Below are 25,224 nucleotides of genomic sequence, written 5' to 3'. Positions count from 1 at the left end.
TTCCAAAACCTTTCACGCTCAGCTTACGAAGGAAGATTTTTCACCGCACCCGGTGTTAACCCTGGAATTCAGACTGAACCTCCGGTTCATTGCATTCTGGAGACCATCCGGTTGCACGCCACCGCACGGCTGCTAGAATTGAACCAATTTATATTGGTTCACACGACGCCATGGAAAGGTCCGCGCTCGACCACCTGCTTGCCTACATCGCACAACACCGCCTGAAAGACGGCGACGCGTTGCCTCCCGAACGCAAGCTCGCCGAGGACCTCGGCGTGAGCCGCCGTGAACTGCGCGAGGCGCTTGCTTCGCTGGAAGCGTCGGGTCGAATCTGGCGCGGCGTGGGGCGCGGCACGTATCTGGGCGCGCGGCCGCTGAAGTTCGCGCCCACGCTGCGCGGCCTGCGCTCGCGTACGAGCCCGGCCGACATTGCGGAGATGCGCCTCATGTTCGAACCGGCGTTAGCCGGTCTTGCCGCCGCCAAGGCCACGCCCGAGGATCTGGCCGAACTGGAGAAGTGCGCAAAACGGAACGCGACGTCGAAAAGCGATGAGGAGTGGCAACTATGGGACCAGCGCTTTCACCTGCTGATCGCCCAGGCCTCGCGCAACCCCGCGATCATTGCCCTCATGGAAGTGATCAACGGCATGCGGATCAAGCCGACCCAGCGTGAAAAGACCACGGATCAGACCACGCGCCATCATTTCGCGCAGCAGCACCAGTCCATCGTCGATGCGATTCTCGCCCGCGACGGCGAAACCGCCGCGCGTTGCATGCGCGAGCATCTGCTGAAGGTGCAGGGGTATGGCTCGCCGCATTGACGGAAGAAGCTTCTGCGTTTCACGCGTTCACTTCACGGTGGAAGCCGCCGCCTTGCACGTGATGGCATCCTGATCGCCCGTGCCGCCGCTGCAGCCGATCGCACCGATCACCTTGCCGTCCTCGACCAACGGAAAGCCGCCGGGCGAAGCCACGAGGTCCGGCACGAGCGTGGCAACATAGGCATGACCGCTCTCGAACTGGTTATAGAAAACGCGGGTCTCGCGGCGAAAGCGCGCGGACGTGCGCGCCTTGTTCTGCGAAATCTCGACGGAGGCGTATTGCGCGCCATCCATGCGCTCGAAGGCAACGAGATCGCCATGCGGATCGACCACGGCGATGTTCATTTTCCAGTCGTGCCTGCGCGCCTCGGCTTCGGCAAGCGCAAGCAGATGCTTCGCCGCATCGAGCCCGATAGGCGAACCGTAAGGAATGTCGTAAGGCATGCGCTCGGGAACCTCAGCCGCTGGCGGCGCAGAAGCTGACGTTTGAGCCTGCACGGAGGTTACAAAGACGAGACAGGCCGCGCCTGCGATCTGAACAGAGTGATGCATTGCACACCCTCCTTCATCGGCGGACCCAAGGCGTTACGCGCGTGCGGCCCTCGCAGCCAACATACTCGCGCGATACGCCGTGTGCAAGGCCGATGGATCAGCCCTCCTTACCATCGACACGCGGCGCAACGAGCCAGCCCGCGTAGCGATAACAGTAAGCCGCGAACGCAACGACCCAGCATGCGCCCGACGCTTCGATCCAGAATGTGAGCCACTGCGGCGCGAGCCAGGGTCCCACCACGCGAATCAGCGCGGCGAGCACGAGCAACACATAGCAGGCGGTATCGAAGCCGCCCGCCACCAGCTTGCGGCCCGTATGTCCGCGCGCCGTGCGTGTGATCATCGCCATGATCGCGCAGCCGATCGCGCCCACCGTGAACGCGTGAATGGCGAGCGTGTGCGCGACTGAACCCATTGCGGCGAGCCCGAGCAGCACGAAACCGACGGGTATCCAGGCATAGGCGACGTGCAGGATAGTCAGGATCGGGCGGTTGCCGACGCGCCACGAACGCCACCCGCAGATCCGCACGCCTTGTGCGCACGCCGCCGCGAACGCGGCGATCGCCACGAGCACGCCGGAGCCGAGCGCGGCGTCGAGCACGAACGCCAGCGCGCTGAGCGGCATCACCGCGCGCTCGATCGCGTTCCAGCGCTGCGCCGCGTAGTTGGGCACGGCATTGGCCGTGAACGACGGGATGATGCGCCCGCCGATGATCGTGATGAACAGCACCAGCATGCCCACGGCGAGATACGCGCTGTGCAGCGTCCAGTCCGCGCGGCCGGCCAGCATCGAAAGATGAAATGCTACGTTGAGCGCGGCGAGCATGCCGAGCGCGACCGGCAAGAAGATGTTGTGGCTGTTCTTTGCGCCGATGAGCACGCGCAGCAGCACGAGCGCGCAGGCGGGGAGAAAGAGGCTGTCGACCACGGCGGCGACGCCAGACGGTGCGTAGGCAACGGTGATGCGCCCGGCGAGCCACAGCAGCCACAGCGCCGCCAGCGACTTGCCCTGCGCCGGCGTGACCGACGTCCACGCGCGCACGGCGGTCAGCAAAAAGCCCGCCACGATCGCTGCGCCGAAGCCGAAAATCATTTCGTGGGCGTGCCAGAACATGCCGGGCAAGTACGAACTGAAACCCGGCAACGGATGACCGGCATACGCGGCCATCCAGGCCAGCAGCGCCGCGCCGCCAAAGAGCGCGCCACCAAGGTAGAACGGCCGGAAGCCGAGCGCCCACAGCGCGAAACCGCCGCGGGCCGCGGGGGTGGGTTCTTCGATTCGAAAGACGGTCATGATCGCTCTCGCCAATACATTCATTTGAAATGCATCTTATCTGGACTGGACGAGAAATGCCGCTGGGAAGATGCAAACGCGATGTAATGCCGCAGGTTGATTCGGTGCTCCCCCGGGGCAGCAACAGGCGCGCATGCGTGTTGTACGTTAGCAAAGGTTGCAGCGTGCGATGACCGCCGGGCGTATTGCCGCCCACTGAAACAGCCATCGAAGAATCGTGCAAGGAATCAAGAGTATCGTGCTAACACGTCTCCGACGCGCGTGCCATTCTAGGTAGCTAGCCATCACAGGAGGGCAATATGCTGAACACGCGCAAGCTTGGACGTGAAGGACTCGTCGTTTCGGAGATCGGGCTGGGATGCATGGGGATGTCCTACGCGTACGGCACACCCGATGACGCCGAGTCGATCGCCACGATCCATCGGGCGATCGAACTGGGTTGCACATTCCTCGATACCGCGGAGATCTATGGTCCTTTCGCCAACGAGGAACTGCTCGGACGCGCGCTGAAAGGGCGTCGTCACGCGGTGACGATCGCAACGAAATTCGGCTTCAAGATCGACAACGGAGTACGCGGCCTCGACAGCCGCCCCGAGCATATCAAGGCGGTGATCGACGCGTCGCTGGCCCGGTTGCAGACCGGTCACATCGATCTGCTCTACCAGCATCGCGTGGATCCCGCCGTACCGATCGAGGATGTGGCGGGCGCGGTCAAGGATGCGATCGCCGCGGGCAAGGTTCGCTATTTCGGCTTGTCGGAAGCGAGCGTCGATACCATCCGGCGCGCCCATGCCGTGCAACCCGTCTCGGCCGTGCAAAGCGAGTATTCGCTCTTTGAGCGCGGCGTCGAAGACAAGGTGTTGCCGGCCCTGCGCGAACTGGGTATCGGCTTTGTGCCCTACAGTCCGCTTGGCCGGGGCTTCCTGACCGGCAACGCCACGCGGGCGGAGGACCTTCCCGCCGACGACTGGCGGGCCGCCAACGATCCGCGCATCCAGGGCAGCAACTTCGATACGAACGTCAAGCTCGCAGATTTCATCAAGGCCTTTGCCGACGAGAAGTCCGTGACACCGGGCCAGCTCGCGCTCGCGTGGCTGCTCGCGCAAGGTGACGATCTGGTCCCGATCCCCGGCACCAAGCGGCGCAAATACCTCGAGGAAAACGTGAGCGCAGCCTCAGTTCGTCTGACGCCTGCGGAACTGGATCGCATCCGGAGTTTCCTTGCCGGACACCAGACCGCAGGCACACGTTACCTGCCGCCCATGCTGTCACATCTCGACCGCTAGCGGACGCCAATCACCATCGCGTTCTGCCCGCCCAGCGGTTCGACTCTGATCTCCCGAAAGCCCGCCTCGGTCATCCATTCGCGGCACTGCCTGGCGGTATAGTCGAAACCGCCGGGCGTCTCGATCAGCATGTTCAGACTCATCAGCAAGCCGAACGCATTGTGCCTGCGCTCGTCGTCGATCATCGCGTCATAGACGATCAGACATCCGCCGGCGGGCAACGCCCGATAACTCCTCGCGAGCAATTCGCGCTTCTGTTCGAGATTCCAGTCGTGAAGAATGTGTCCCATCACGAGGACGTCGGCGGAAGGCAATGCGTCCTTGAAGAAGTCGCCCGGATGAAAGCGGATTCGATCCTGTAGCGCGTTCGCCGCGATGTAGTCGTTGAACACCGGAGCGACCGCGGGCAGATCGAACCCAATTCCTGCAAGATGCTCGTGCGTACGCGCAATCTCCGCCACGAGGGCGCCCTGCGCGGTGCCGACATCGACGACCGAGCGATAGTTCTGCCAGGGAAATTTTTGCGCAATCTCCTTCGCCAGATCCAGGCTGACACCGCTCATTGCGCCCAGAAACTCACGGAGCCCGCGTTCGTCGCGATAGATTGCCTCGAACGGGTCGCCGCCTTGCTTTGCTTCGTTCTGCGGCAGCCCCGTGCGCAACGCCTCGGTCAGCGAGCCCCAGAACGGATATAAGCGGTTGTTGGCCATGAGCAAAAATCCGGCGATACAACCCGGCCTCGCTCTGTCCAGAAATGCACCGGTCTCAGGGGTATTCCGGTATAGACCCTCGTCTCGATCCAGGACCCCTAGCGCGACCAGTGCGTCGAGAAAATCGTCTGCCGATCTCGGATGCAACTGCATTTGGTCCATCAGTTGTGTTGCTGTGCGCGGCCCTCTGCCCAGAACGGTGAACAGGTCGAGTTCGACTGCGGACAGCAGCGTCTTCGAGGCCCAGAAACCCATGGCCAGCTGCAGCAGCTTTTGCGGGGAAGCGGCGGATGCGTTCCCGGTTTCAGACGTCAAGGTGCCCGATTGCGTTTCCATTGTCTTGCCTCCTTTCTCAGATGACCAAGGGTCTCGATGGCTTTGCTTCGCTGCGCGAATCTTCTTTGCGTCAACAGAACACCTTGCGGGCGGACACTATTCCGCGCCTGCCTCATCTTCCAGACATGCGCATTCGGTCCTGGTAGACGGGTCCGGTAGACATCCGCCTTTCGGTAATGGCTTGCGCCCGTTCGGTCACCGTTGCCAGGATGTGCGCCGGTGCCTTTTCAGGAGAGCCGGACTGGAACGGTGGCTGCGGGTCATAAGCCATATACAGTTGCAGCTCCTGGGCGACCGTCTCTCCCCGCAGCAGCGAGACCACGATCAGGGAGCCATCGATTCCCGACGTCACGCCGCCCGCGCTGATCATCTGCCCGTCGATCACCACACGCTCGCCGCTGGGAATCGCGCCATAGAGCGGGAGGACGTCCATTGCCGTCCAGTGCGTCGTGGCATGCTTGCCATGCAGCAGGCCAGCCGCACCGCAGAGCAGCGCGCCGGTACAGACCGAAAAGACGTAGCGCGCGCCGGCTGCCTGGCTGCGGATGAACGACAGAACGGTTTCGTCGTGCATCAAGGCCTCCTGGCCGTGTCCGCCCGGCACGAGGAGGACATCGAGCTGCGGCGCCTCTTCGAACGTGGTGTCGGCGAGCAACCGCATGCCAGCCAGATCGCGAACCGGGTTCTTGTCCTTCCAGAGCGTCATGAATGACGAATTCGGCACTCGCGCCAGGGCCTCGAAAGGTCCGGTGAAATCGCACTGGTCCATGTTCGGGAAGATGATCCCGCCAAGTTTCAGGTGAACGTCCAGAGGAATCGTCATATCCGTCTCCGTTTGGAATGCAGAACACCGGGCGTGACCAGCGAGGAGGCGGACAGTCGACTTCCGCCCCCTCTCTGGCGCATCAACGCCCGGTCCTTAACCCTGCCACGCGTACTGCTGGAACATCTCCTCGAGCGGCGGGTTGGCAACGCTGCCGGTATAGTTCGTCATCGTCGACGCAGCGACAACCAGGATGACCTCGAGCACCAGAGCCGGAGCAAAGCCGGCGGCCGTGAAGGACGCAACATCCTCGTCGTCGAGACGGCCACGCTTGTCGATCAACGTGCGCGCGAGATGCGAGAGCGCCGCCAGCTTCGCGTCGGCCGGCAGACGACGGGCGCGAATGGCATGCACGTCGGCTTCGCTGAGCCCTTCCTTGAGTGCGAGGAAGGTGTGGAAGGCGACGGGCCAGGTGCTGCCATTGGTGACGGCATTCGTGAGCAACAGGGTCTGAACCTGTGCCTCCGTAAAGCTGCCGCCGTGAACCTGCTGAAACACGGCGGTCAGGCCATTGATCAGCTTTGGCGAACCGGCAATTGCGCCGGCAATGTTGGGGACCATGCCGAATGCTTCGGCAAGACCTCGAAATGCCGGTTTCGAGCCTTCCGGTGCCGATTCGAGTGTATATACGGGGAAGTTAGCCATGATATTTCCTTGGGAGGTGGACACGTGCATCAAGGGGCGATGACACGACAAGCGAAGAGTAGTGATGCGCCGCAGCCTCGCCAATTACATGGCGTGTAATAGAAGATAGTCGTTCAGGCATCCAGCGAAAGCAACCGCGCCTGCACGCGAAAACGGAGAGTCGAACAATGCACCATCTCGGCATTGCGGTCATTGTGTTTGCCTGCGTGTTCACCAGCGCCCTGCTCGGCCTGTATCTGCACACCAGGCTGCCGGAGCGCCATCTCGGCGACGAATCGGTCAGCGTCATTAAGCTGACGATTGGATTGATCGCCACCATGGCCGCATTGGTGCTCGGGCTGCTGATCTCGTCGGCGAAAAGCTCGTTCGATGCCGCGAACGCCGCGGTCGTACGCGACGCCACCGACATCATTCTGCTCGATCGCACACTGGCCCAGTACGGTCCGGAGACGCAGGAGATCCGGGCCTTGCTGAAGCAGGGCCTCGCCACCGGCATCCAGAAGATCAGTTCCGGCGATCCGGCTCAGCTGTCGGGCATGCGCAGCCCCGAGGAGCTCAAACGCGGGGAAAATATTCAACGCAAGCTGGCGGAACTGTCGCCGACCAGCGAAACGCAACGCCGGCTGCAGTCGCGCGCCATTCAGATCGCCGGCGACGTGCTGGCGATGCGCGAACTTGCGCTGCTGCAGGCGGCAGGCTCGACCCCGATGCCGCTACTGCTGACGCTCGTGTTGTGGCTGTGCATCATCTTCGGCTCGTTCGGGCTGTTCACCTCACCCAACGCGACTGTCGTCGTCACGTTCTTTCTGGGCGCGATATCCACCTCCATCGCCATCTTTCTGATCCTGGAAATGAACACGCCGCTCGGCGGAATCGTTGCCGTCTCCCTCGCGCCGGTGCGTGAGGCGCTCTCCATGCTCGGACAGTAGTCGTCGCGCTAGCGCATAGAAGTTTTACCGCCGCGATCGACATCGCGCGTTAGTTCGTTCGTTCAGGCCTTCCGGTTACAGCCGGAAGCGCTTTTTTTTGCGCTCGCAAGCTCCCCCCTCTCCCTTCGAATATCTTCACGCAAAAAAAATCGACCGGTGTAACCGGCCTCCAGCGTCGCGCGAATTAGCTGGTGTATCCGCGACGGATACCTCAAATCTCAATCACTGGAGAACGTCCATGTCCGCAAAGACCACTGTTAGTTCCGCCCTGCTTGCAGGTGCCGTTGCCAGCCTGCTGGCTTCAGTCGCGCATGCCGCACCGCTCACGAAGGAAGAGATGAGCGCCGCCGTCGCCGCTCACAAGGAGAAGTGCTTCGGCGTCGCGCTGAAGGGGCAAAACGACTGCGCCGCCGGTCCCGGCACGACCTGTCAGGGGACCTCGACGGTCGACTTCCAGGGCAACTCGTGGAAGTTCGTTCAGGGCGGCACCTGCGCGAGCATCGTCGTGCCCGGCGGTGGCCACGGCTCGCTCACGCCGATCAAGTCCTGATCGCTACGACCACGAGAGGGGACGGTCATGAACACTTCCATGCAATCAGCGGCGAGGTCCGGCCGCCCCTTTCGCACGGCGCCCGGCGCGGCTGCGCTCGTAGGCACGAGCTTCAGGCATGAGCATCTCGCGGCGATTCTCGAAGACGGACTGCAGGACGGCTTCTTCGAGGTGCACGCCGAGAACTATATGGGCGCTGGCGGGCCGCCGCACCGCGCATTGCACGCGATCCGCGAGCGCTATCCGGTCTCGCTGCACGGTGTGTGCATGTCGATCGGCGGACCGGACCGCCTCGACGCCGGCCATCTCGCGCGCTTTGGCGAGCTGGTCGCGCGCTACGAACCCGCAGTCGTTTCCGAACACCTCGCGTGGTCTTCGCACGGCGGCACGTTCTTCAACGATCTGCTGCCCCTGCCTTATACGAAGGCGACCCTCGATAAGGTCTGCGAACACATCGATGAGATGCAGGCAGCCATTGGACGTCCGATGCTGCTCGAGAATCCGTCGACGTACGTGGCGTTCGCCGCGTCGACGATGAGCGAAACGGAATTCATCCATGCGGTCGCGCAGCGCACGGGCTGCGGGCTGCTGCTCGACGTCAACAACGTTTTCGTTTCGGCGACCAATCACGGTTATGCGGCACGCGCGTATCTCGCGGATTTTCCTCTCGAATACGTCGGCGAGATTCACCTGGCCGGCTACAGCGAGCAGCACGACGACGAGCACGCGCCACTGCTGATCGACAGCCACGACCGCGCCGTCTCCGATCCGGTCTGGGCGCTCTACCGCGACGTGGTCGCGCGCACCGGGCCCATACCGACACTGATCGAATGGGACAGCCAGTTGCCTGCGTGGCCCGAACTGCGCGCGCAAGCGTTGGCGGCCCGGCGCATCGTCTCCGAACTTTTTCTCGACAATGCATCGGAGTCCGATACATCCCTCCTGGAGCGCACCGGCCATGAAGCCTGAACAAGCCACGAGCGACTACGCGACGGCCTTCGCGCCGGGACTGACGAACCCCGACCTCGCCGCACCGAACGGTGTCGTGGCGGCGCACGGCAAGGGTGTCGTCAAGCGCTACAACGTCTATCGCAACAACGTCACGGTCAGCCTCATCGATGCGCTGGCCGCGATCTATCCCGCCGTGCAGCGCATCACGGGCGTCGAGTTCTTCCGTGCGATGGCGCGCTGTCACGTGCGCGCCGCGCCGCCGGCTTCGCCGCTCCTGTTCGAGTACGGACGCGACTTTCCGTCGTTCATCGAAAGCTGGGAGTACGCGCGTGACATGCCGTGGCTTGCGGATACGGCACGCATCGAGCGCGCGTGGCTCGACGCCTGGCACGCCCGGGACGCCGCACCGCTTGCGGCCGACGCATTCGCGGGCATCGATGCGGATTCGCTCGCGCAGCTGCGCTTTGTCCCGCATCCGGCCGCGCGCATCGTGCGCTCGCGCTACCCTGCCGTCGCGATCTTCGCGATGAACCGGGCGCCCGGCCCGGTCACCGCGCTGCATTCGAGCGATGCGGAAGACGCGCTCGTCACGCGGCCCGATTACGACGTGATTGTCTCGCGCCTGCCTGCGGGCGGCGCTGCGTTTCTGCTCGCTCTCATCGAGGGCATGCCGCTCGGCGCCGCCGCGCAGGCAGCCTTCGAGGAGAGCGAGGCCTTCGACCTGCCGGCCAGCCTGGCCGCGATGATTTCGGCCGGCGTGTTCGCCGCCGTTCAACCAGGAGCGTGACCATCATGCAAACTCGACAGGACTCCAGACCGTCTTTCGCGGGCAACGTCGCGCACGCGATCGGCTGCGCCCGGCGCTTCATCGAACGGCTCGCCCAACCGTCGTTCGTGCAGCTCGTGCTGCGCATTGCGCTGGCCGTGCCTTTCTGGAAATCGGGCATTCTCAAGTGGCACGGTTTCCTGCAGCTCAACGACACGGCCATCGATCTCTTCACCGACGAATTCAGGCTCCATCTGCCCGGCGGCCCGTATCCGTTTCCGGCGCCGGCCCTCTTCGCGTTCCTCTCCGCGTGCGGCGAGGTCGGTTTCCCGGTGCTGCTCGTGCTCGGGTTCGGCACGCGCTTCGCAGCCGCCGGATTGCTGCTGATGACCTGCATCATCGAGCTGACGGTGCCGGACGGCTGGCCGATCCACATCACATGGGCCGCCATGGCGCTCGGCATCGCCGCCTGGGGCCCCGGCGTGATATCGATCGACTACCTGCTCGGAGACCGCGCGTACCGGTCATGAAAACGCGAGAGCTGGTCACCCGGCTCGCGAGCGACGTGTCGCCCATCGAGCGCAACGCCGTTCCGAGGCTGCTCACGCGCGCGCTGCTGCACGGTCTCGCCGGCAGCGCGGCCCTGCTGGTTGCGCTGTACGGCGTGCGCAGCGACATGCCCGAACTGATCCTCACGACGATGTTCTGGGTGCGCCTCGCGTTCCCGCTCGCGATCATCGCCGCGGCCGTGGCGCTCGCCGAGCGGCTGGGCCGCCCCGGCGCGCGCCTGAGGCTCGCCGGGCTCGCGGCGGCGCTGCCGGTGGCCTCCATGCTGCTCGCCGCCGGCTGCGTTCTGCTGGCGACGCCGCCGGGCTACCGGCTCGAGTTGATGCTCGGCACGACATGGCGCACGGCGACGGCGAACGTCGTGCTGCTCTCGCTGCCCTCGCTCGCTGCGATATTGCGCGCGATGAAGCAGCTCGCGCCGACGCGCCTCGCCCTGGCCGGCGCAGGCGCGGGTCTGCTGGCCGGCGCGCAGGGATTGCTCGTGTACTCGCTGTATTGCTCGGAGATGGCGGTCCCGTTCTGGGGAGTCTGGTACGTGCTCGCCATCGTCATCACGACCGTAGTCGGCTCGGCCGTGGCGCCGCGTTGTCTGCGCTGGTGAGATTCGCGTCGACGCCGCATGCGCCGTGATGGTTCGCTCGAAAGGGTGCCGTATGTTCTGGAACGCCTTCAAACCCCTGGTCCGCTTCGCGCCCACAGTACGCGCGCTTTGCATGCCGTGGCTGCTGCTTGCCACTCGCGTCTGGTTCGGGCAGGTCGTGCTCGTGCATCAGATCATGGCCATGGCGCAAGGCAATCCGGGCGGCTCAACCGGCGCCGGATTACATGCGCCGTCCAGCGTGGAGGCAGCACTGCACGGTATCGTGCCGCTCCTGCTCACCGCTGGCCTGCTGACCCGGCCCATCGCGCTCGTGTTGCTCGTTGGCGGCTACGGATCGATCGCCCTCGGTCCGGGCGGCACAACGCTTGTTTTGCTCGCGTGGCTGGTCGTGCTGGGTCCGGGAACCTTCTCCCTCGACGCGATGTTGGCGCGAGGCCTGGCGTGGGCGCCACTTGGCCCGGCCCGACAGGTCAGGAAATGCTATGCGCTGATCGAACGGTATGTGTCCCCTGTGCTCCTGCTCGTCTCGCGCGCAGGCATAGCGGCGTCGCTCAGTCTCGCTTCCGCATTGACGCCTTCCCTTTTCGGGCAGGCTGCCCATCAAGATCTCGCGGCACTGTTCGCGTACCCCTCATGGATCGCTGCGCTGCTCGCATTGAGCATCGCCTTCGGCTGCATGACGCGGCCCGCGATGCTCATCTATGCCGCCATGGTTCCGCTCGCCGGCATCGCCATGTCCATGGACGACCGGCTGGCCATGCTGCTTCTGCTGCTGATGTTCGTCGCCACGGGGCCCGGCGTCATCTCGGTGGATCATTGGCTCGCTCGCTGGGTGCTCGACCGCCCGGAGAAAGAAGAAGGCACGCTCAATGAATGTCCACATGTCGTCGTGGTCGGCGGTGGCTTTGGCGGGATCGAGACCGTTCGCGGCCTGCGCAATTCGCGCTGCCGCATCACCCTCATCGACCAGCGCAATCATCATCTGTTTCAGCCTCTGCTCTATCAGATCGCCACAGCGGCATTGTCGCCCGGCGAAATCGCGACGCCGATCCGAAGCCTCTTTCGTGGACAGCGAAACGTCCAGGTCCGTCTGGGAAGCGTCACAGGCATCGACACCGCCACCCGCGAAGTGCTGATCGGCGCAGCCAGCCTGAAATTCGACTATCTCGTACTCGCGACCGGCGCGCGTCACAGTTACTTCGGCAACGATCACTGGGCACCGTACGCGCCCGGGCTCAAGAGCATCGAGGACGCGACCTCGATCAGGAGCCGTCTGCTACGTGCATTTGAAGAAGCGGAAACGGCCGCCGACGAAGCAGCCCGTGCCGCGTGGCTGACGTTCATCATCGTCGGCGGAGGACCGACGGGCATCGAGCTAGCCGGCGCCATCGCGGAACTGGCGCACCATGGGATGGATCAGGAATATCGCACGATCGATCCGTCGACCTCGCGCGTCATTCTGGTTCATGCCGGTCCCCGCGTTCTGCCGACGTTCCCGCCTTCCTTGTCTGCCGCCGCGGAACGTTCCCTTCGCAAGCTGGGGGTCACGATCTACCTCGATACCCGGGTGCTGGGCGTCGATCAGGAGGGCGCCGACCTCGGCAAGGATCGCATTGCCTCCCGCACCATCCTGTGGGCTGCCGGAGTGGCAGCGTCTCCGGTCGCCAGATGGCTAAACCAGCCAGAAGACGCGTCCGGACGTATCAAGGTGAACGACGACCTCTCCGTTGCGGCAGCTGAAGGCATCTATGCGATTGGCGACGCCGCTGCGAGTCTGGGCTGGAACGGAGCAGCGGTGCCGGGGTTGGCGCCTGCCGCCAAACAGCAGGGAAGATATGCCGCGCGCGTGATCGACGCACAGCTTGCGGGTCGCCGTCGTCCGCCGCCGTTTCGATACCGACATTTCGGCAGCCTGGCAACGATCGGGCGTCAGGCCGCGGTAGCGGAAATCGGCCCCATCCGCATGTGGGGTGCGCCGGCTTGGTGGTTCTGGGGCGCCGCACATATCGCGTTTCTCACCGGAGGGCCGAACAGGGCGAAGGTCATGCTGGATTGGCTCTGGGCCTACGTCACCTACCGACGCAGCACGCGACTCATTACCGATCCGGCTTCCGAGAGGCGACCGGGTTGATCTTCGCAGTGCGCGCGCCCCAAGCCCTGCCGGCAACCCGCTTGCGCCTGCTTACGCGCCATCCGGGGCCATCTGCTCCTCACGCGCGTACTGCGTGGGCGGCCGGCCGACGTGCCGCGTAAAGGCAACGCTGAACGTGCTGGCCGAACTGTAGCCCACAAGTTGCGCAATCTCGGCGATGCGGCCGTGATTGCGACGCAACAGATCCTTCGCGAGCGCCATGCGCCAGGTCAGCAGGTATTCCATCGGCGCGACGCCGACCGCGCGGCTGAAGCGCTCGAAAAACGTCGAACGCGAGAGCGCGGCCTCCTTCGCGAGCGCCGCAACCGTCCATGGCTTCGTCGGGTGCTCGTGCATCTCCCGGATAGCGGCCGCGAGGCGGCTGTCGGAGAGCCCGCGCACGAGCCCCGGTGGCGCATACGTTCCCGCCGTGGATCGCAGTGCTTCGATGAGGAGCACTTCCAGCAGGCGGGAGAGCACGACTTCGCGCGCAGGCCGCTGCGCTCTCGACTCCTCGCGCACGAGTTTGACGAGTGTGGCCAGCCGCTCCTCGCCGCGGACATGCACGAGTTGCGGCAGCAGCGAAACCAGCAGGGACGAATCCGGGGATCCGAAGCTGCAGTGGCCCGCCACCATGCGCGAGTCGACCGGGTGGTCCGCAGCGCCGATCCTGAATTCGTTGTTGCCCAGCGCGACGGGCGTCACGGGCTCGACGTCCGGCGGCGGAGGCTCGAGGCTGCTCACCTCGATGCCATAGGACGCGGGAATCAGGACGAAGTCGCCGGCCACGAGTTCGAGCGGCGCGTGATCGTCGATCGTGATGCAGCACCCGCCGTCGAGGATGACGCAATAGAACGGCTCGCCCGCACCCGAACGACTGATGCGCCAGGGGCCGGCGCCGAGGACGAGTTTGGAGAACCGCGCGCTCGACTGCAGCAGCGTCACGACTTCAGCCAACGGATCGATCATGGCCGGACTCCTGCAAACGAAATTCGGATCTTTGATTGTAGCAAGTACGGTCTGCGCGATCTATCGTATGGACACACGCAAACCTTGCCAAAGGAGATTCCATGCAAACCGTGCTGATCACCGGCTGCTCTTCCGGATTCGGGCTCGAGATCGCCCGCTACTTTCTGGCCCGTGACTGGCGGGTCGTCGCCACGATGCGCACGCCACGTGACGACGTGCTGCCGCCTTCGGAACGCCTGCGCGTGCTCGCGCTCGACGTCACGAAGCCGGAGAGCATACGCGAGGCCGTCATGGCCGCGGGCCCGATCGACGTCCTCGTCAACAATGCGGGCTACGGCGCGGCTTCCCCGGCTGAACTGGTTCCGATCGAGGCCGTGCGCGAGGTCTTCGAGACCAACACGTTCGGCACGATCGCGGTGACGCAGGCCGTGCTGCCCCAGTTCCGCGAGCGCAAGGCGGGCGTCGTCGTGAACGTGACGTCGAGTGTGACGTTGAAGGCGCTGCCGCTGATCGGCGCGTACCGCGCGAGCCAGGCGGCGGTGAACGCGTTCACCGAGTCGATGGCGCTGGAACTCGAGCCGTTCGGCGTGCGGGTACGCCTCGTGCTGCCGGGCCGCTCACTGGAGACACGCTTTGGCGATAACGCGCGTGCCCACATCCACGGCTTCGACAACGAGGCCTACGCCGGTCTCGTCAAACAAGTCCTGGCGCATCTGGAGGACACGGCGTCCCCCCTCACCCGGGCCCAGGACGTCGCCGAGGCCGTATGGCGCGCGGCGACCGACCCTTCGACTCCGATGCGCATTCCCGCCGGCGCCGATGCCGAAGCATGGGCAGCCGAGGTGAGCTAATCAACATCAGGAGATTTGCATGCAGGACAATGCCATCGCCCTCATCACCGGGGCCAATCAGGGAATCGGTCTGCAGATCGCGAAGGATCTCGCGTCACACGGCCTCACGGTGCTCGTCGGATCGCGCAATCTCGAACGCGGTGAGGCCGCGGCGAAGGAGATTGGGCCGAACGCGCGTGCGCTCCAGCTCGATGTGACGGACCAGGCTTCGATCGCTGCCGCCGCGCAGCGTATTCGCGACGAGCATGGCCGCCTCGACGTGCTCGTCAACAACGCCGCGATTTCGAGCACGAACCGGCAGCCCGGCCAGTCCGTCGAGGACTTCGCGAAAACTACCCGCCCGAGCAATGTCTCTCTCGATGAAATGCGCGCGGTGTGGGACACCAACGTGTTCGGCGTGCTGGCCGTTTATCAGGCGATGCTGCCGCTCCTGCGCAAATCGACGGCCGCTTGCATCCTCAACGTGTCGAGTGGCGTTGGGTCGCTCACGACGAACTCGGACCCTGCGTTCCAATGGCGCTCGATCTTCGGTCCGGTCTACCCCGCGTCCAAGACGGCGCTCAACGCATTGACCGTTGCGATGGCGATCGAGCTGGAGCCGGAGGCCATCAGGGTCAACGCCGTCTCGCCGGGCTACACCCGCACGAACCTGAACGGCTATACGGGCACGGAGACCGTCGAGGAAGGTGCGCGCGAAGCGGTGCGCGTCATTCTGCTGGGACCGAACGGCCCGTCGGGGACATTCACCCGCTGGGAAAATCAGACGATTCCGTGGTGAGCGAGGAAGGCGAACGGTTGTCTCCACGCTCGTTACGCGGAACTCGCCGCTTGTGCGAGTTCCAAGCGAATCGTGCGGTGGGTGCGTTCGACGCTCGATTCGCGCTGCGCTCGCAGCGGCCCGTCAAACGCCTCGAACAGGTTGTTGCCGCAGACGTCTTCAAGGTCCGGCGCGACACGAATGACGGGCCGCGTCGCCGTCCAGGGCGAAGCCGGCGTAAAGGTCCAGCGTCCTTCGCCCCGTTCGATCGCGACGCGCCCTGATAGCGGCCGTTCGTCGTCCCCCACGACCGTAATCGCACGCCGGAGCAACGCCCAGTCCAGCGGCTTGGGAAACACGATCTCCAGCGGTTGACAACTCTGCACCGCAGGCGGCAGCACTGTCCAATGCGCGACCGCAATGGGCTCGCGAACCGCCTGCCCGACAACGAAAGGCTTGTAGAAATTCTGCCGTAGCGGACGACCGGACGAGTCGAGCATTGCCGAGCCGATGGCCAGTGCGTAGCGTTGCCCCATCGTCAGCGGCGGGCCCAGTTCCCGATTGGGGCCTACCCAGCGTTTCAGCCTGCCCGGATCAAGCAGAACCGTCAGGCATCGCATGCTCCTGTCCCAAAGCTCTACCGCTGACCGATAGAGCACGTCGCGTGCAGGCCGTCCATCGGGGCCGATGAGGCGGATCTGCGCCTCAGCACCGCCACGCCGCATCGGGCTGGAAAAGCAAACGTAGAAGCGAAGCAGGTTTTCCGGCAGCACATCGGCGGAGGGAAAGACACCCGTCACCGAAGCCGGGTCGGCGCCGATCGGGTTCGGTAGCGAGAATTCGAGCGTCAGCACGTCCGCGTACTCAGGCCGGCCGAGCGGCCGCGGATCGAAGCTTGCCCGATAGCGACGGCCCGGTTCGAACGGAAAACGCGGAATGAATCGCACCCCGGCCTCCAGAAGCTGATAGCGGCCGGCCACGTCGGGAAGTTCGTCGCCGCCCGGCATGGCTGCATCGATGACGTTCACACGCAGCACGGATCGCAACTGGCGGGCCGTTCCCTGGTGTTCGACGAGAAACTCGACGAGATCCGCATCGAGGTTGCGCACGCCGACGCAAGCTACCCCGCCCGGCCGTGTCTCGTGCTCGACCCGCAATGTTGGCTGGAGCGTCATCGGTATCCTCACGCAGTCTCGTTGTGCGATCTGCCCACCGGCTACGCGTGGTCGATCTCGTTGCGATGTTCGCGGTAGTGGAACGGATCGGGACCATTCGGCCAATTCATTTCCGCCATTCCCAATCTGCGGTCGAAGAAGTACGGAACCATCAGCGTACCGATGTCCAGTCGCCAGGACGTCTTCGGATGCCGCCAGATGACGGCTGCCCACCGTGGATCGAGAATCGCGATATGTTCCGCCCGGATCGGCAGATCGCGCTGCGTGCGCCCGAGGCCGCCCGGCCCGAAGTCGATGGGGCCACCGGTCGGCTCGGGTTTCGCGGTCGTCAACTCCGCAGCTTCGATACGCGACGCGCTGCGCACATCGATGGTCACCAGCAAGTAGTCCTTATGGTCGGTCGGATCGGTATAAGTCAGCATATCCAGCGGATTCGACCCATAGCCCAGCTCGCCGATCGTGTCCCCACGCACATGCGCGCCATCCTTCAAATCATCCAGGCGGAAGCGAACGAGCGGCGTGCAACCGTACACCGCAAACAGGTACGGTTTTCCATCCATCTCCCGGATCAGTTGCCGCACGATCGGGGCGCGCGTTTCGAACTCTCCGTGCGTCGGGTGCCAGATTTCGACGGTGCTCGTCGACAGCCGGGAACTGAACGGGTATGGGATGCGATACAGCGTCGATGCAAAGCGCTGATTCGAGATTCCCGTCACGAAAACCTCGCCGTTGTAGTACTTGACGTCCGTGATCGCATAGACCTGTTGGGGCTCGAACTCCAGCATCGCCTTCTGGTCCGGCTCGTTTGGAATGGCCATTTTTGAGTGCGCAATCCCGTCGAGTTCGAGCAACTCGAGCTTGCCGTGATCGACCTTCACGATCGCCGCCATGGCGCCTGGTCCACTGCCGCGTTCGACCGACATGAAGATCTGCCGCGACGGCTGATGGACCGCCATATCGTTAATGACAATATTGCCGACCGTCGTGCCGAAGAGCGCAGCAAGCTTCTGATCCACACCCACGACCAGATCGCGGCCTTCGAAGTTATGAAAATTCCCCATCTCCACGTCGGCCTGAGAGGTTACGTCCGACTCCCTCAGCGCAAACGCATGAACGGCCGCGCCCGTGATGTCGCCGACGAAGAGGACATTGCCGGGCCCGAACTCGAGGGCCCCCGCGGACTGGAGCGGACCGCCCGGCCGTGGCGAGCCGGCCCCCTCCACTTCGGCCCTGGTCTTTCCCCCCCCGGCCAGCGCCGGGCCGGACAAGGCAAGCATGAGTGCCGAGGCCGAGCCAGCCCGCAGAAACTCGCGCCGCGAACGGACATCGTCCGCCATACCGGATGTTGTCGTGTGGTCCATTGCGTTCCCTGGTTGTCGCGTCAACGTTCAGTGCTAGATGGTGGCGAATCCGCCGCCGGCCGCCGTCAATCCACCGCTGACCTCGAGCGCATCGATTGCGCCATGCAGCTCCAGCGGATTGACGCCTTCGCCATGCGTGATCAGGCCGCCGGCGATCGCGATCCTGCGCGCCGATCCTCCGGGCTTGATGCTGAGCGCCGTCGCCGCAAGCCGGACAACGACGCCCTTGACCAGTGAGTCGCCCGTCCCGCCCCACGTCTCGATGCCGCGGCGGACGGCGATCTCGCCGACGGGCTGGCTGATCTGGATGCCCACTGCGCCATCGGCATGCGTGACGACGCGCTCGAATTCCGCAGACCGCACGGTGCCCGTGTAGACATTGAAGCCGCGCGATCCCTGGCCGAACGTCTCGATCAACGCGTTGACTTCGAGCCGCTCGAGGGAGCCGAAATTCACGAAGCCGATGCCGCTCGGCCCATAGGACGTGACTTTCCCGTCGACGATCCAGCGATCGACGGCGCCCCAGTTGTCGAGCACCATGTCATTCGGACCGTAGGTCGTCACCGGGCCGTGGTTGTGCACGCTGGCGACGCATGCGCCCGACACGACGAACACGCCGCCGGTGATGCGATCCGGCGTGCCGGGCGCGATGCCGCCATCGCTGTGGACGGCGCCCGTCTCCAGCCGATGCGCGACGACACGTCCGCCCGTCTCTCCGGCGCCGCCAACGAAGATGCCGCTGCCGCGAACCGGCGCACCGGCACGGCCCGCCGAAAGCCCGCTGAGGTCCGCTGTGATGACCACGCCGCGGTCTTCGCGCTGATTCCAGAGCGTGAAGACACCCGGAACGACTTCGACGCCGTATCCCTTCGGGCGCTCTTCATAGCCACGGGCGTCCGCAGCCGAAATGTCGATATCGTGTGCTTCGACATGGCCGCCAGTCACGCTGTCGCGGGCCAGCAGCTGCACGACGCCCGCAATGCGCAGATCATGCAGCTCGAGCCGACCGAATCCGTCGACACGGGTGTCGTTGAAAATGGCGCGCCGATCGGGGTCCGTGGAAAGCCGCAAGCCCTCGACCCGATTGTCTGCCGAAAGCTCCAGCCCGTCGCTGCCGGGCGCGAAGCGCAGGGCGGCTTGCGCGTCGATGCCGGTCAAGGCCAGACCGGGCCGCAGGCGAAAGGCCGCCACCCCATCGATCTGCGCTGAAACGACGATATGCAGAACCTGGTCGTCGTCGACCGCCGTCTGCAATTCGGCGAGCGTGGAGACGTTGCGCGTTTCGGTGTTCACGATGGGTCGTTCCTCCATGAGCTGATGCACGGTGCGCACGGGCGAAAACCCGCTAACGGCAATGCGTTTTGCCACGACATCGCCGGCCTGCGCTTCGTCCGCTGCATAGAACAGCACGGCCGCTCAGGCGACCGTTTCGCGGACTCGTGAACTGCAATGTGTTCTGGATGGTAGCCAAGCGTTCGGCTGACCGCTAACGGACATTCCGGAAATTGGATTTCCATTTCTGGAAAGCTCACGCGAGCGGCCGCTATGCGTATCGCCAGTTCATGGAGGACACCTTCGCGACCGGCTCCTTCACGTCGCCACGGGCGCACTGCTGCCTTGCTGCCGCCCGGTTGCGGCAGTAATCTGCGTCAGACGATGGAGGCCGCAGATCGCCAGCAAGATGCCGGTCGGACGGAGCGTAACGGTAATGAAAGATCTGAATACGCTGCTGATTTTTGCGAAGGTCGTCGAGGCGAGCAGCTTCTCGGAAGGCGCGCGGCGACTCAAGATGCCCATTTCCTCGGTGAGCCGCCGTATCGCCGAACTCGAAAATCAGCTGGGCGTTCGCTTGCTCGATCGATCCACGCATCACCTGAGGCTCACGGACTTCGGCGCCGAAGTATTCGAGCTCGCAAAACAGGCTACGGAGGTCAGCGAAGCCGTCGACAACGTCATCTCGAACCGTCTGCCCGAGGTGTCCGGCGCCGTGCGGCTCTGTGCGCCGCCAAACCTCTCCGACTCGCTCATCGTGCCTGTCGTCGAAGCCTTTCAGCAGTCTTACCCGAACGTGGAAGTCAAGGCATTCATTACCGAACGCATCGTCGACCAGATAGCCGAGGACGTCGATATCGCGTTCAAGGTCGGAACCTTCACCGACCCGACGCTCGAAGCCCGCACGCTCTTGACCTATCGGCATCAAGTCGTTGCCAGTCCGAAGTACCTTGTCCGATGTCCCCCTCCGGAATCGCCGCGGGACCTTCCCGCTCACCGGCTTTTCGCATTCTCTTTCTGGAAGCCGGACTATCGCTGGAGCTTCGTTCACGTCAACGGCCGGGATACCGAAACGGTTTCCTTCCAGCCGGCAATCGCCATGAACGATTACACCGGTCTCATCGTGGCGCTGCTCGAAGGCTGCGGCATCGGGGAGCTGCCGCCCATCGTCCAGCCGGACCTCGTGCGCAGCGGGCAGCTCGTCGAGGTCTTGCCGGACTGGCATCTGCCCGTGTTCGACCTGACCCTCGCCAACCTGCGCGACCGCTATCTGCCCCGGCAGGTTCGCATCTTCAGGGACTTCGCGTCGAAGATGGTGCCCGGGCTCTTTGGAACCTTACCTTCCTGAAAGGCGAACACAGGCGATACCAACGAACCTGTTTCAACCATTCTCAATCTGTAAGGAGTTCAAATGTTTCGACTCCCTACTCCGGAAGATCCGGAAACAACACCGGTGCCATTTCGATCGCGAACTCCTTGAAGAGCCTGCACGGTTTTGAAATGTGCCGGTTGCCCAGGTAGACGAGTGAGAGGTCGTATGTCGGAAGGCGCCACTGCGGCATCACCTCCACCAGCTTGCCCTCGCGGACGAGATCGGGCCGAACCACAGGGGGCAGTTCGCCGATGCCGGCACCCGCCAGCAACATGGAAGCGAGGCCGGAAAAATCGTTCATGGCGAATAACGGCTGGAACGTGAGCGTCTGCTTTTCGCCGCCATTCTCGTGCATGAAGCACCAGCTGCAATCCGGCTTCCAGTGCGAAAACGCAAGGAGGCGATGCTCGAGCAGATCCTGCGGCTTTCGGATCGCCCCGCAGCGCCTGAGGCAGGCGGGCGTTGCCACGATGCGATGCCGATAGGCCAGAAGGCGCCGCGCGACCAGCGACGAATCGCGCAGTGCACCCACCCGGAACACGAGGTCGACGCCGTCCGCGATATGTTCGACGTAGCGCTCGGTGACGAGAATCTGAAAACGCACGTTCGGATAGTGCTTCTGGAATTCCATGACGAGCGGCGTCAGCAAGGTATCCGAAACGCTCGGCGGCGCCGAAAGGCGCAAGAGCCCGGACATGTCCGAGAGATGGTTGGAAGCGACGCTGTCGATGGCCTCGCCCAGCTCGACGCCTCGCACGGCTTGCTCGTACACCTCCTTGCCGAGGTCGGTGAGCGCGAGATTACGCGTGGAGCGTTCGAGGAGCCGAACGCCCAGTGCCTGCTCGAACTCCGCGATGTGCCGGCTGACCGTGGAGACCGGCATGCCAAGCCGGCGTGCCGCTCCGGAAAGGCTGCCCGCTTCGACCACCCTTGCGAATATCACCAGCGAGTTGAGGTTCGCCATCGCTTTTCCATCATTGGAAAACCATTGTGCGCCAATCGTCGGCGGCGTCGCAAGGACGAGCGCGAACCCGGAGCACGAGCGCGCACGCGACATGTCATGGCACGCCGATCTTCCCGGAACTGGAAAACGATTTTCTGCTTTACTGACTACCGGAAAATCGCAGCTGCTCTATGGTTTTGCATGTACACCTGCGAGCCGCAAAGGAGGCGTCGATGACGACCATGAAAGCAGCAGTGATCCACGAGCCGGGCGGCCCTGAGGTGCTCAAGCTCGAACAGCGTCCGATACCGACGCCGCAGCGCGGCGAGGTGCTGATCCGCGTGAAGGCGTTCGGACTCAACCGGTCCGAAATGTTCACGCGGCAGGGATTTTCTCAGAGCGTGAAGTTTCCGCGCGTGCTGGGAATCGAGGCGGTCGGCACCGTGGAAGTCGCACCGGGAATGGAGTTCGCCAAGGGCGATACGGTTGCCACCGCGATGGGAGGCCTGGGGCGTGAGTTCGACGGCAGCTATGCGGAGTACACCTGCGTACCTGCCCGGCAGGTGCAAAAACTGGTCACCGGCTTGCCCTGGGAAACGCTCGGCGCAATGCCGGAAATGCTGCAAACCGCATGGGGCTCGCTGTTCAAGGCCCTCGCGCTGCAACAGCGGGACCGGCTGCTGGTTCGCGGCGGAACGACATCGGTTGGACTTGCCGCTGCGGCAATCGCCAAAGCGCACGGTGCGTTTGTGATAGCGACGACGCGCAATGCGCAGAAAGGCGACGCGCTGCGTGCCAACGGCGCCGACCGTGTCGTCATCGACTCGGGCGCAATCGCGCAGGAGATCGGCGAAGTGTCGCCCGGCGGCGTGGATAAAGTGCTGGAACTCATCGGAACCACGACACTGAAGGACTCGTTGCGCTGTGCGAAACAAGGCGGCGTGGTGTGCATGACGGGCATTGTCGGCAACCAGTGGTCGTTCGATACCTTCAGCCCGATGGAAGTGATACCGAGCACGGTGAAACTCACCATTTACGACGGCGGCGTCAATGAATTCATGGCGACCCCGTACGACGAACTGCTGGCGCAGGTGAAGGCCGGAACACTTCGCATCCCGGTTGGGAAGGTGTTTCGACTCGACGATATCGTGGAAGCGCACCGATGCATGGAAGAGAACAAGGCCGGAGGGAAGATCGTCGTACTGCCATGAAGACGGCTTTCAGGCGATTCCACTGACCGATGGGCGCCACGACCTTACGTTTTGCGGTGCACACCAGCAACGGCTGACCAGAAGGAAGCTTCGCGAAAGGCGACGCGCCCGATCTAGCCCAGACTGCAGCGCACCGCAAGATTCCCCAATTTTGTTGTTGTGCCGTGCAGACACGACGCACCGCTATTTTTGTCGGCTAGATGAATGTCACACGCCTTGAGTAATCTGGCGATGCGCCTAAAGACGGAATAGCCCCCGTCAGGTGCACCCCTCGGCCGCGTCCCTGTATGCGGCCTTTTTTTGCACTGCAAACATTTGAGGCGCTTTGCAAAACGCCGTGGACGGAACACCGTAGCACGTGAAAAGGGGTACCATGAGAAAACAATCGAACGCCAGGCTTATCCGTGCCTGAGCGTGTAACGTCTCCGTACCCAGGGGGCCCGCCATGATCCAGTATCACTCCACGCCCGATTCGCCGGTCGTCGAAATCACCGTCGAAGGCAAAATCACCGACCACGATCTGCGCGAAGCCATCGAGCGCATGCGTGGCGATCTCGAACTCAACGGTAAGACCCGTGTGCTCGAACGCATCGAGCATTTCAGCGGTATCGAGCCAAAGGCGCTGTGGACCGACATGACGCTCGGCGTCCCCCTCGCCCGCAAGGTCACACGCGCCGCGGTGGTGGCCGACGCGGGCTGGATTCGCGCCTCGATGCATTTGGCGCGATTCTTTACCAAGGCCGAAATCAAGGCGTTCCACGTCAGCGAGCTGGAACAGGCGCGCGCCTGGATCAACGCCTGAACGTCGCCTGCGGCCGCACGCTCCGGAGGGTGGGCGGCGAGGAGCCGCCGCTCACTCCCCAACGCCGGATTGACTGCTATCGCAGTCAGGAGGCGCTTTGCCTTCATGGCAGCAGGCAGCGCCGTCGCGAGCACGGCGTGAACCCAATTTATTCCGGCAGATCGATCCCGCGCGATTGCTTCATATGCTGTTTCCATCGTGCCATCAGTGTTCTTCTGCGCACGTCGTGCGGCTCATCAAGAAACGTGGCGTCGACGATTCGATCGGTCCTGAAGTGACGAAAATCCTGACGCAATTCGCACCACGCAACAAGTAACCGGACCGCATCCGCGTAACCAATGAGCAGCGGCCAGATTGTGCGTTTGCTCGCGCGTCCGCGTTCGTCGCGGTAACGGATTCGAAGCTTGCGACCCACGCGAATCCACTCGCGAACCTGCGCGATATTCAGCATATCGTCCGGCAGCGATTGTGGCGGGGGCGTGCTGACTGTCGGCTCCGCGATGAATGGTCTCAACGAGTCCGGCACCGCCGCCGTGATCTTGGCGATCAGATCCCGAGCGGCTCTTGCCAGCACCGGATCGCTTCGGTGGGCGACCCATTGTGCGCCGAGCACGGCGGCTTCCAGCTCATCGGGCGTCAGCATGAGAGGCGGCATGTCGTAGTGACGGTCGAGCACGTAACCAATGCCTGCCTCGCCAGAAATGGGCACGCGTTGTCCCATCAGATCGGCGATGTCGCGATAAACAGTCCGCATGGAGATTTCCAGTTCTTCGGACAGAGCGCGCGCGGTCACTGGACGCTTTGCGCGTCGCAGAATCTGGATGATCTGGAAGAGTCGGTCGGCTCGGCGCATGACGGAGTTTCGCTGCTGCCAGAATGGTGGCAGCAGGCCTTTTGTAGGATGCTGGAAAGTCGTCTACCGCGTTAGCGGCGACTTTATCGACGGACCTCGCGCTTGCCAACGCGGGTCCGGTTACTGGTTTGCCTAATAAAGGACAAGAAAATGGACTTCGTCTCCGCTCGCATTATCACCGATGACATCAAACGGCTGGTCCGATTCTACGAGGACATCGGGCTCAAGGCTATCTGGTACACGGAGGAATTCGCAGAACTGTCGACCGCGACCTGCACGCTGGCGATTGGCAGCAAGCGCACCATGGACCTGTTCGGGTCAGGGGCCGCGATACCGGCGAGCAATCACTCGATGATTCTCGAATTTCATGTGCACGATGTGGATGAGGTTTACAGCCGGCTCGGCGGGTGGCTCGAAGACGTTGTACAGGCACCTACCACCCAGCCATGGGGCAATCGCTCGCTGCTTGTTCAGGATCCGGACGGCAATCTGGTCAACTTGTTTACACCGGTCACCCCTGAGGCCATTCGCAAGTACATGAAGCGGTGAGTCATTGCGGCGGGTGGCGCCGCCTCATCCCACCCGGCGAGATAAATGCTCAACGGCTGAGAATATTTATGTAAGCTTTGACTGCATCCGGTAGCACTCAAGGGCGTTGCGCACAGCTCGCACGATCGACTCCCCTCACTATAAATG

27 protein-coding genes are annotated in these 25,224 nt (G+C 63.6%); 16 read left to right on the top strand and 11 right to left on the bottom strand.

The window, feature by feature from the left end; genetic code table 11:
• Positions 1–170: 170 nt before the first annotated feature.
• Entirely contained in the window at positions 171–821 is a 651-nt protein-coding gene (locus AB4Y42_RS13135; protein WP_368694420.1) for a FadR/GntR family transcriptional regulator, read from the top strand.
• A gap of 27 nt (positions 822–848) precedes the next feature.
• Here the strand turns inward: AB4Y42_RS13135 and AB4Y42_RS13130 are convergent, their stop codons facing one another.
• Positions 849–1,373, bottom strand: a complete 525-nt coding sequence (locus AB4Y42_RS13130; protein ID WP_368694419.1) for a heme-binding protein — start codon at positions 1,371–1,373, stop codon at positions 849–851.
• A gap of 97 nt (positions 1,374–1,470) precedes the next feature.
• A complete protein-coding gene (locus tag AB4Y42_RS13125) occupies positions 1,471–2,667 on the bottom strand; it encodes an NnrS family protein (protein ID WP_368689018.1) in 1,197 nt (398 codons plus the stop codon).
• A gap of 299 nt (positions 2,668–2,966) precedes the next feature.
• Between AB4Y42_RS13125 and AB4Y42_RS13120 the strand changes: the two genes are divergently transcribed.
• Complete coding sequence (locus AB4Y42_RS13120; protein WP_368689017.1) at positions 2,967–3,953, top strand: aldo/keto reductase; 987 nt, start codon at positions 2,967–2,969, stop codon at positions 3,951–3,953.
• On the opposite strand, the gene AB4Y42_RS13115 is transcribed toward AB4Y42_RS13120, so the two are convergent.
• The 3 genes from AB4Y42_RS13115 to AB4Y42_RS13105 form a co-directional block, all read right to left on the bottom strand.
• Positions 3,950–4,999, bottom strand: coding sequence for a methyltransferase (locus AB4Y42_RS13115; protein ID WP_368694418.1), 1,050 nt, complete (start codon positions 4,997–4,999; stop codon positions 3,950–3,952). The two genes, AB4Y42_RS13120 and AB4Y42_RS13115, sit on opposite strands and share 4 nt — an antisense overlap.
• 112 nt (positions 5,000–5,111) lie before the next feature.
• Positions 5,112–5,822: a DJ-1/PfpI family protein gene (locus AB4Y42_RS13110; RefSeq protein WP_368694417.1), complete on the bottom strand. Its 711-nt coding sequence runs from the start codon at positions 5,820–5,822 to the stop codon at positions 5,112–5,114.
• A gap of 96 nt (positions 5,823–5,918) precedes the next feature.
• The gene (locus AB4Y42_RS13105) at positions 5,919–6,467 is read right to left on the bottom strand and encodes a carboxymuconolactone decarboxylase family protein (RefSeq protein ID WP_368689014.1); all 549 of its coding nucleotides are present in this window, start codon (positions 6,465–6,467) and stop codon (positions 5,919–5,921) included.
• A gap of 167 nt (positions 6,468–6,634) precedes the next feature.
• Between AB4Y42_RS13105 and AB4Y42_RS13100 the strand changes: the two genes are divergently transcribed.
• The 7 genes from AB4Y42_RS13100 (at position 6,635) to AB4Y42_RS13070 (ending at position 12,962) form a co-directional block, all read left to right on the top strand.
• Positions 6,635–7,396, top strand: coding sequence for a hypothetical protein (locus AB4Y42_RS13100; protein WP_368689013.1), 762 nt, complete (start codon positions 6,635–6,637; stop codon positions 7,394–7,396).
• Positions 7,397–7,634: 238 nt separating this feature from the next.
• Positions 7,635–7,946, top strand: a complete 312-nt coding sequence (locus AB4Y42_RS13095) for a DUF2282 domain-containing protein (RefSeq protein ID WP_089341490.1) — start codon at positions 7,635–7,637, stop codon at positions 7,944–7,946.
• A 39-nt stretch (positions 7,947–7,985) separates the two neighbouring features.
• On the top strand, positions 7,986–8,915 hold the full coding sequence (locus tag AB4Y42_RS13090; RefSeq protein WP_368689081.1) for a DUF692 domain-containing protein: 930 nt from the start codon (positions 7,986–7,988) through the stop codon (positions 8,913–8,915).
• Positions 8,905–9,684 carry a putative DNA-binding domain-containing protein gene (locus AB4Y42_RS13085; RefSeq protein WP_368689011.1) on the top strand — a complete coding sequence of 260 codons (780 nt, stop codon included), beginning with the start codon at positions 8,905–8,907 and terminating at the stop codon, positions 9,682–9,684. The genes AB4Y42_RS13090 and AB4Y42_RS13085 overlap by 11 nt, the downstream gene beginning before the upstream one ends.
• 5 nt (positions 9,685–9,689) lie before the next feature.
• Complete coding sequence (locus tag AB4Y42_RS13080; RefSeq protein WP_368694416.1) at positions 9,690–10,193, top strand: DoxX family protein; 504 nt, start codon at positions 9,690–9,692, stop codon at positions 10,191–10,193.
• A complete protein-coding gene (locus tag AB4Y42_RS13075) occupies positions 10,190–10,831 on the top strand; it encodes a DUF1109 domain-containing protein (RefSeq protein ID WP_368689009.1) in 642 nt (213 codons plus the stop codon). The genes AB4Y42_RS13080 and AB4Y42_RS13075 overlap by 4 nt, the downstream gene beginning before the upstream one ends.
• A gap of 52 nt (positions 10,832–10,883) precedes the next feature.
• Complete coding sequence (locus AB4Y42_RS13070) at positions 10,884–12,962, top strand: NAD(P)/FAD-dependent oxidoreductase (protein ID WP_368694415.1); 2,079 nt, start codon at positions 10,884–10,886, stop codon at positions 12,960–12,962.
• 51 nt (positions 12,963–13,013) lie between these two features.
• Here the strand turns inward: AB4Y42_RS13070 and AB4Y42_RS13065 are convergent, their stop codons facing one another.
• The gene (locus AB4Y42_RS13065) at positions 13,014–13,931 is read right to left on the bottom strand and encodes a cupin domain-containing protein (RefSeq protein ID WP_368694414.1); all 918 of its coding nucleotides are present in this window, start codon (positions 13,929–13,931) and stop codon (positions 13,014–13,016) included.
• A gap of 101 nt (positions 13,932–14,032) precedes the next feature.
• Between AB4Y42_RS13065 and AB4Y42_RS13060 the strand changes: the two genes are divergently transcribed.
• The gene (locus AB4Y42_RS13060) at positions 14,033–14,782 is read left to right on the top strand and encodes an SDR family oxidoreductase (protein ID WP_368694413.1); all 750 of its coding nucleotides are present in this window, start codon (positions 14,033–14,035) and stop codon (positions 14,780–14,782) included.
• Between the two features lie 19 nt (positions 14,783–14,801).
• A complete protein-coding gene (locus tag AB4Y42_RS13055; protein ID WP_368694412.1) occupies positions 14,802–15,560 on the top strand; it encodes an SDR family oxidoreductase in 759 nt (252 codons plus the stop codon).
• Between the two features lie 32 nt (positions 15,561–15,592).
• Here AB4Y42_RS13055 and AB4Y42_RS13050 read toward each other — a convergent pair whose 3' ends face one another.
• The 3 genes from AB4Y42_RS13050 to AB4Y42_RS13040 are packed head-to-tail and all read right to left on the bottom strand — an operon-like array spanning position 15,593 to position 19,329.
• Positions 15,593–16,714 (bottom strand): hypothetical protein, encoded by a 1,122-nt coding sequence (locus AB4Y42_RS13050; protein WP_368694411.1) that lies wholly within the window; start codon positions 16,712–16,714, stop codon positions 15,593–15,595.
• Between the two features lie 41 nt (positions 16,715–16,755).
• The gene (locus tag AB4Y42_RS13045) at positions 16,756–18,075 is read right to left on the bottom strand and encodes a hypothetical protein (RefSeq protein WP_368694410.1); all 1,320 of its coding nucleotides are present in this window, start codon (positions 18,073–18,075) and stop codon (positions 16,756–16,758) included.
• 33 nt (positions 18,076–18,108) lie between these two features.
• The gene (locus AB4Y42_RS13040) at positions 18,109–19,329 is read right to left on the bottom strand and encodes a hypothetical protein (protein ID WP_368694409.1); all 1,221 of its coding nucleotides are present in this window, start codon (positions 19,327–19,329) and stop codon (positions 18,109–18,111) included.
• On the opposite strand from AB4Y42_RS13040, the gene AB4Y42_RS13035 reads away from it, so the two are divergent.
• Positions 19,294–19,518 (top strand): hypothetical protein, encoded by a 225-nt coding sequence (locus tag AB4Y42_RS13035; RefSeq protein ID WP_368694408.1) that lies wholly within the window; start codon positions 19,294–19,296, stop codon positions 19,516–19,518. The genes AB4Y42_RS13040 and AB4Y42_RS13035 overlap by 36 nt on opposite strands.
• Before the next feature lie 265 nt (positions 19,519–19,783).
• Positions 19,784–20,695 (top strand): LysR family transcriptional regulator, encoded by a 912-nt coding sequence (locus AB4Y42_RS13030; protein WP_368694407.1) that lies wholly within the window; start codon positions 19,784–19,786, stop codon positions 20,693–20,695.
• 76 nt (positions 20,696–20,771) lie between these two features.
• Here the strand turns inward: AB4Y42_RS13030 and AB4Y42_RS13025 are convergent, their stop codons facing one another.
• Positions 20,772–21,683, bottom strand: coding sequence for a LysR family transcriptional regulator (locus AB4Y42_RS13025; RefSeq protein ID WP_368694406.1), 912 nt, complete (start codon positions 21,681–21,683; stop codon positions 20,772–20,774).
• A gap of 212 nt (positions 21,684–21,895) precedes the next feature.
• Here AB4Y42_RS13025 and AB4Y42_RS13020 point away from each other — a divergent pair, with 212 nt between their 5' ends.
• Together AB4Y42_RS13020 and AB4Y42_RS13015 are read left to right on the top strand one after the other, a co-directional pair.
• On the top strand, positions 21,896–22,873 hold the full coding sequence (locus AB4Y42_RS13020; RefSeq protein WP_368694405.1) for a zinc-binding alcohol dehydrogenase family protein: 978 nt from the start codon (positions 21,896–21,898) through the stop codon (positions 22,871–22,873).
• Between the two features lie 445 nt (positions 22,874–23,318).
• On the top strand, positions 23,319–23,675 hold the full coding sequence (locus AB4Y42_RS13015) for an STAS/SEC14 domain-containing protein (RefSeq protein ID WP_368688997.1): 357 nt from the start codon (positions 23,319–23,321) through the stop codon (positions 23,673–23,675).
• A 148-nt stretch (positions 23,676–23,823) separates the two neighbouring features.
• Here AB4Y42_RS13015 and AB4Y42_RS13010 read toward each other — a convergent pair whose 3' ends face one another.
• Positions 23,824–24,528 (bottom strand): helix-turn-helix transcriptional regulator, encoded by a 705-nt coding sequence (locus AB4Y42_RS13010; protein WP_368694404.1) that lies wholly within the window; start codon positions 24,526–24,528, stop codon positions 23,824–23,826.
• A 150-nt stretch (positions 24,529–24,678) separates the two neighbouring features.
• Here AB4Y42_RS13010 and AB4Y42_RS13005 point away from each other — a divergent pair, with 150 nt between their 5' ends.
• Complete coding sequence (locus tag AB4Y42_RS13005; protein WP_368688995.1) at positions 24,679–25,077, top strand: VOC family protein; 399 nt, start codon at positions 24,679–24,681, stop codon at positions 25,075–25,077.
• Positions 25,078–25,224: the final 147 nt, after the last annotated feature.

Origin of the sequence: Paraburkholderia sp. EG286B (assembly GCF_040965655.1) — a bacterium.
In the GTDB taxonomy this organism is placed as follows: Bacteria; Pseudomonadota; Gammaproteobacteria; order Burkholderiales; family Burkholderiaceae; genus Paraburkholderia.
Note: the sequence above shows the minus strand (reverse complement) of the source record. Positions and strands in the feature narration are given on the sequence as shown.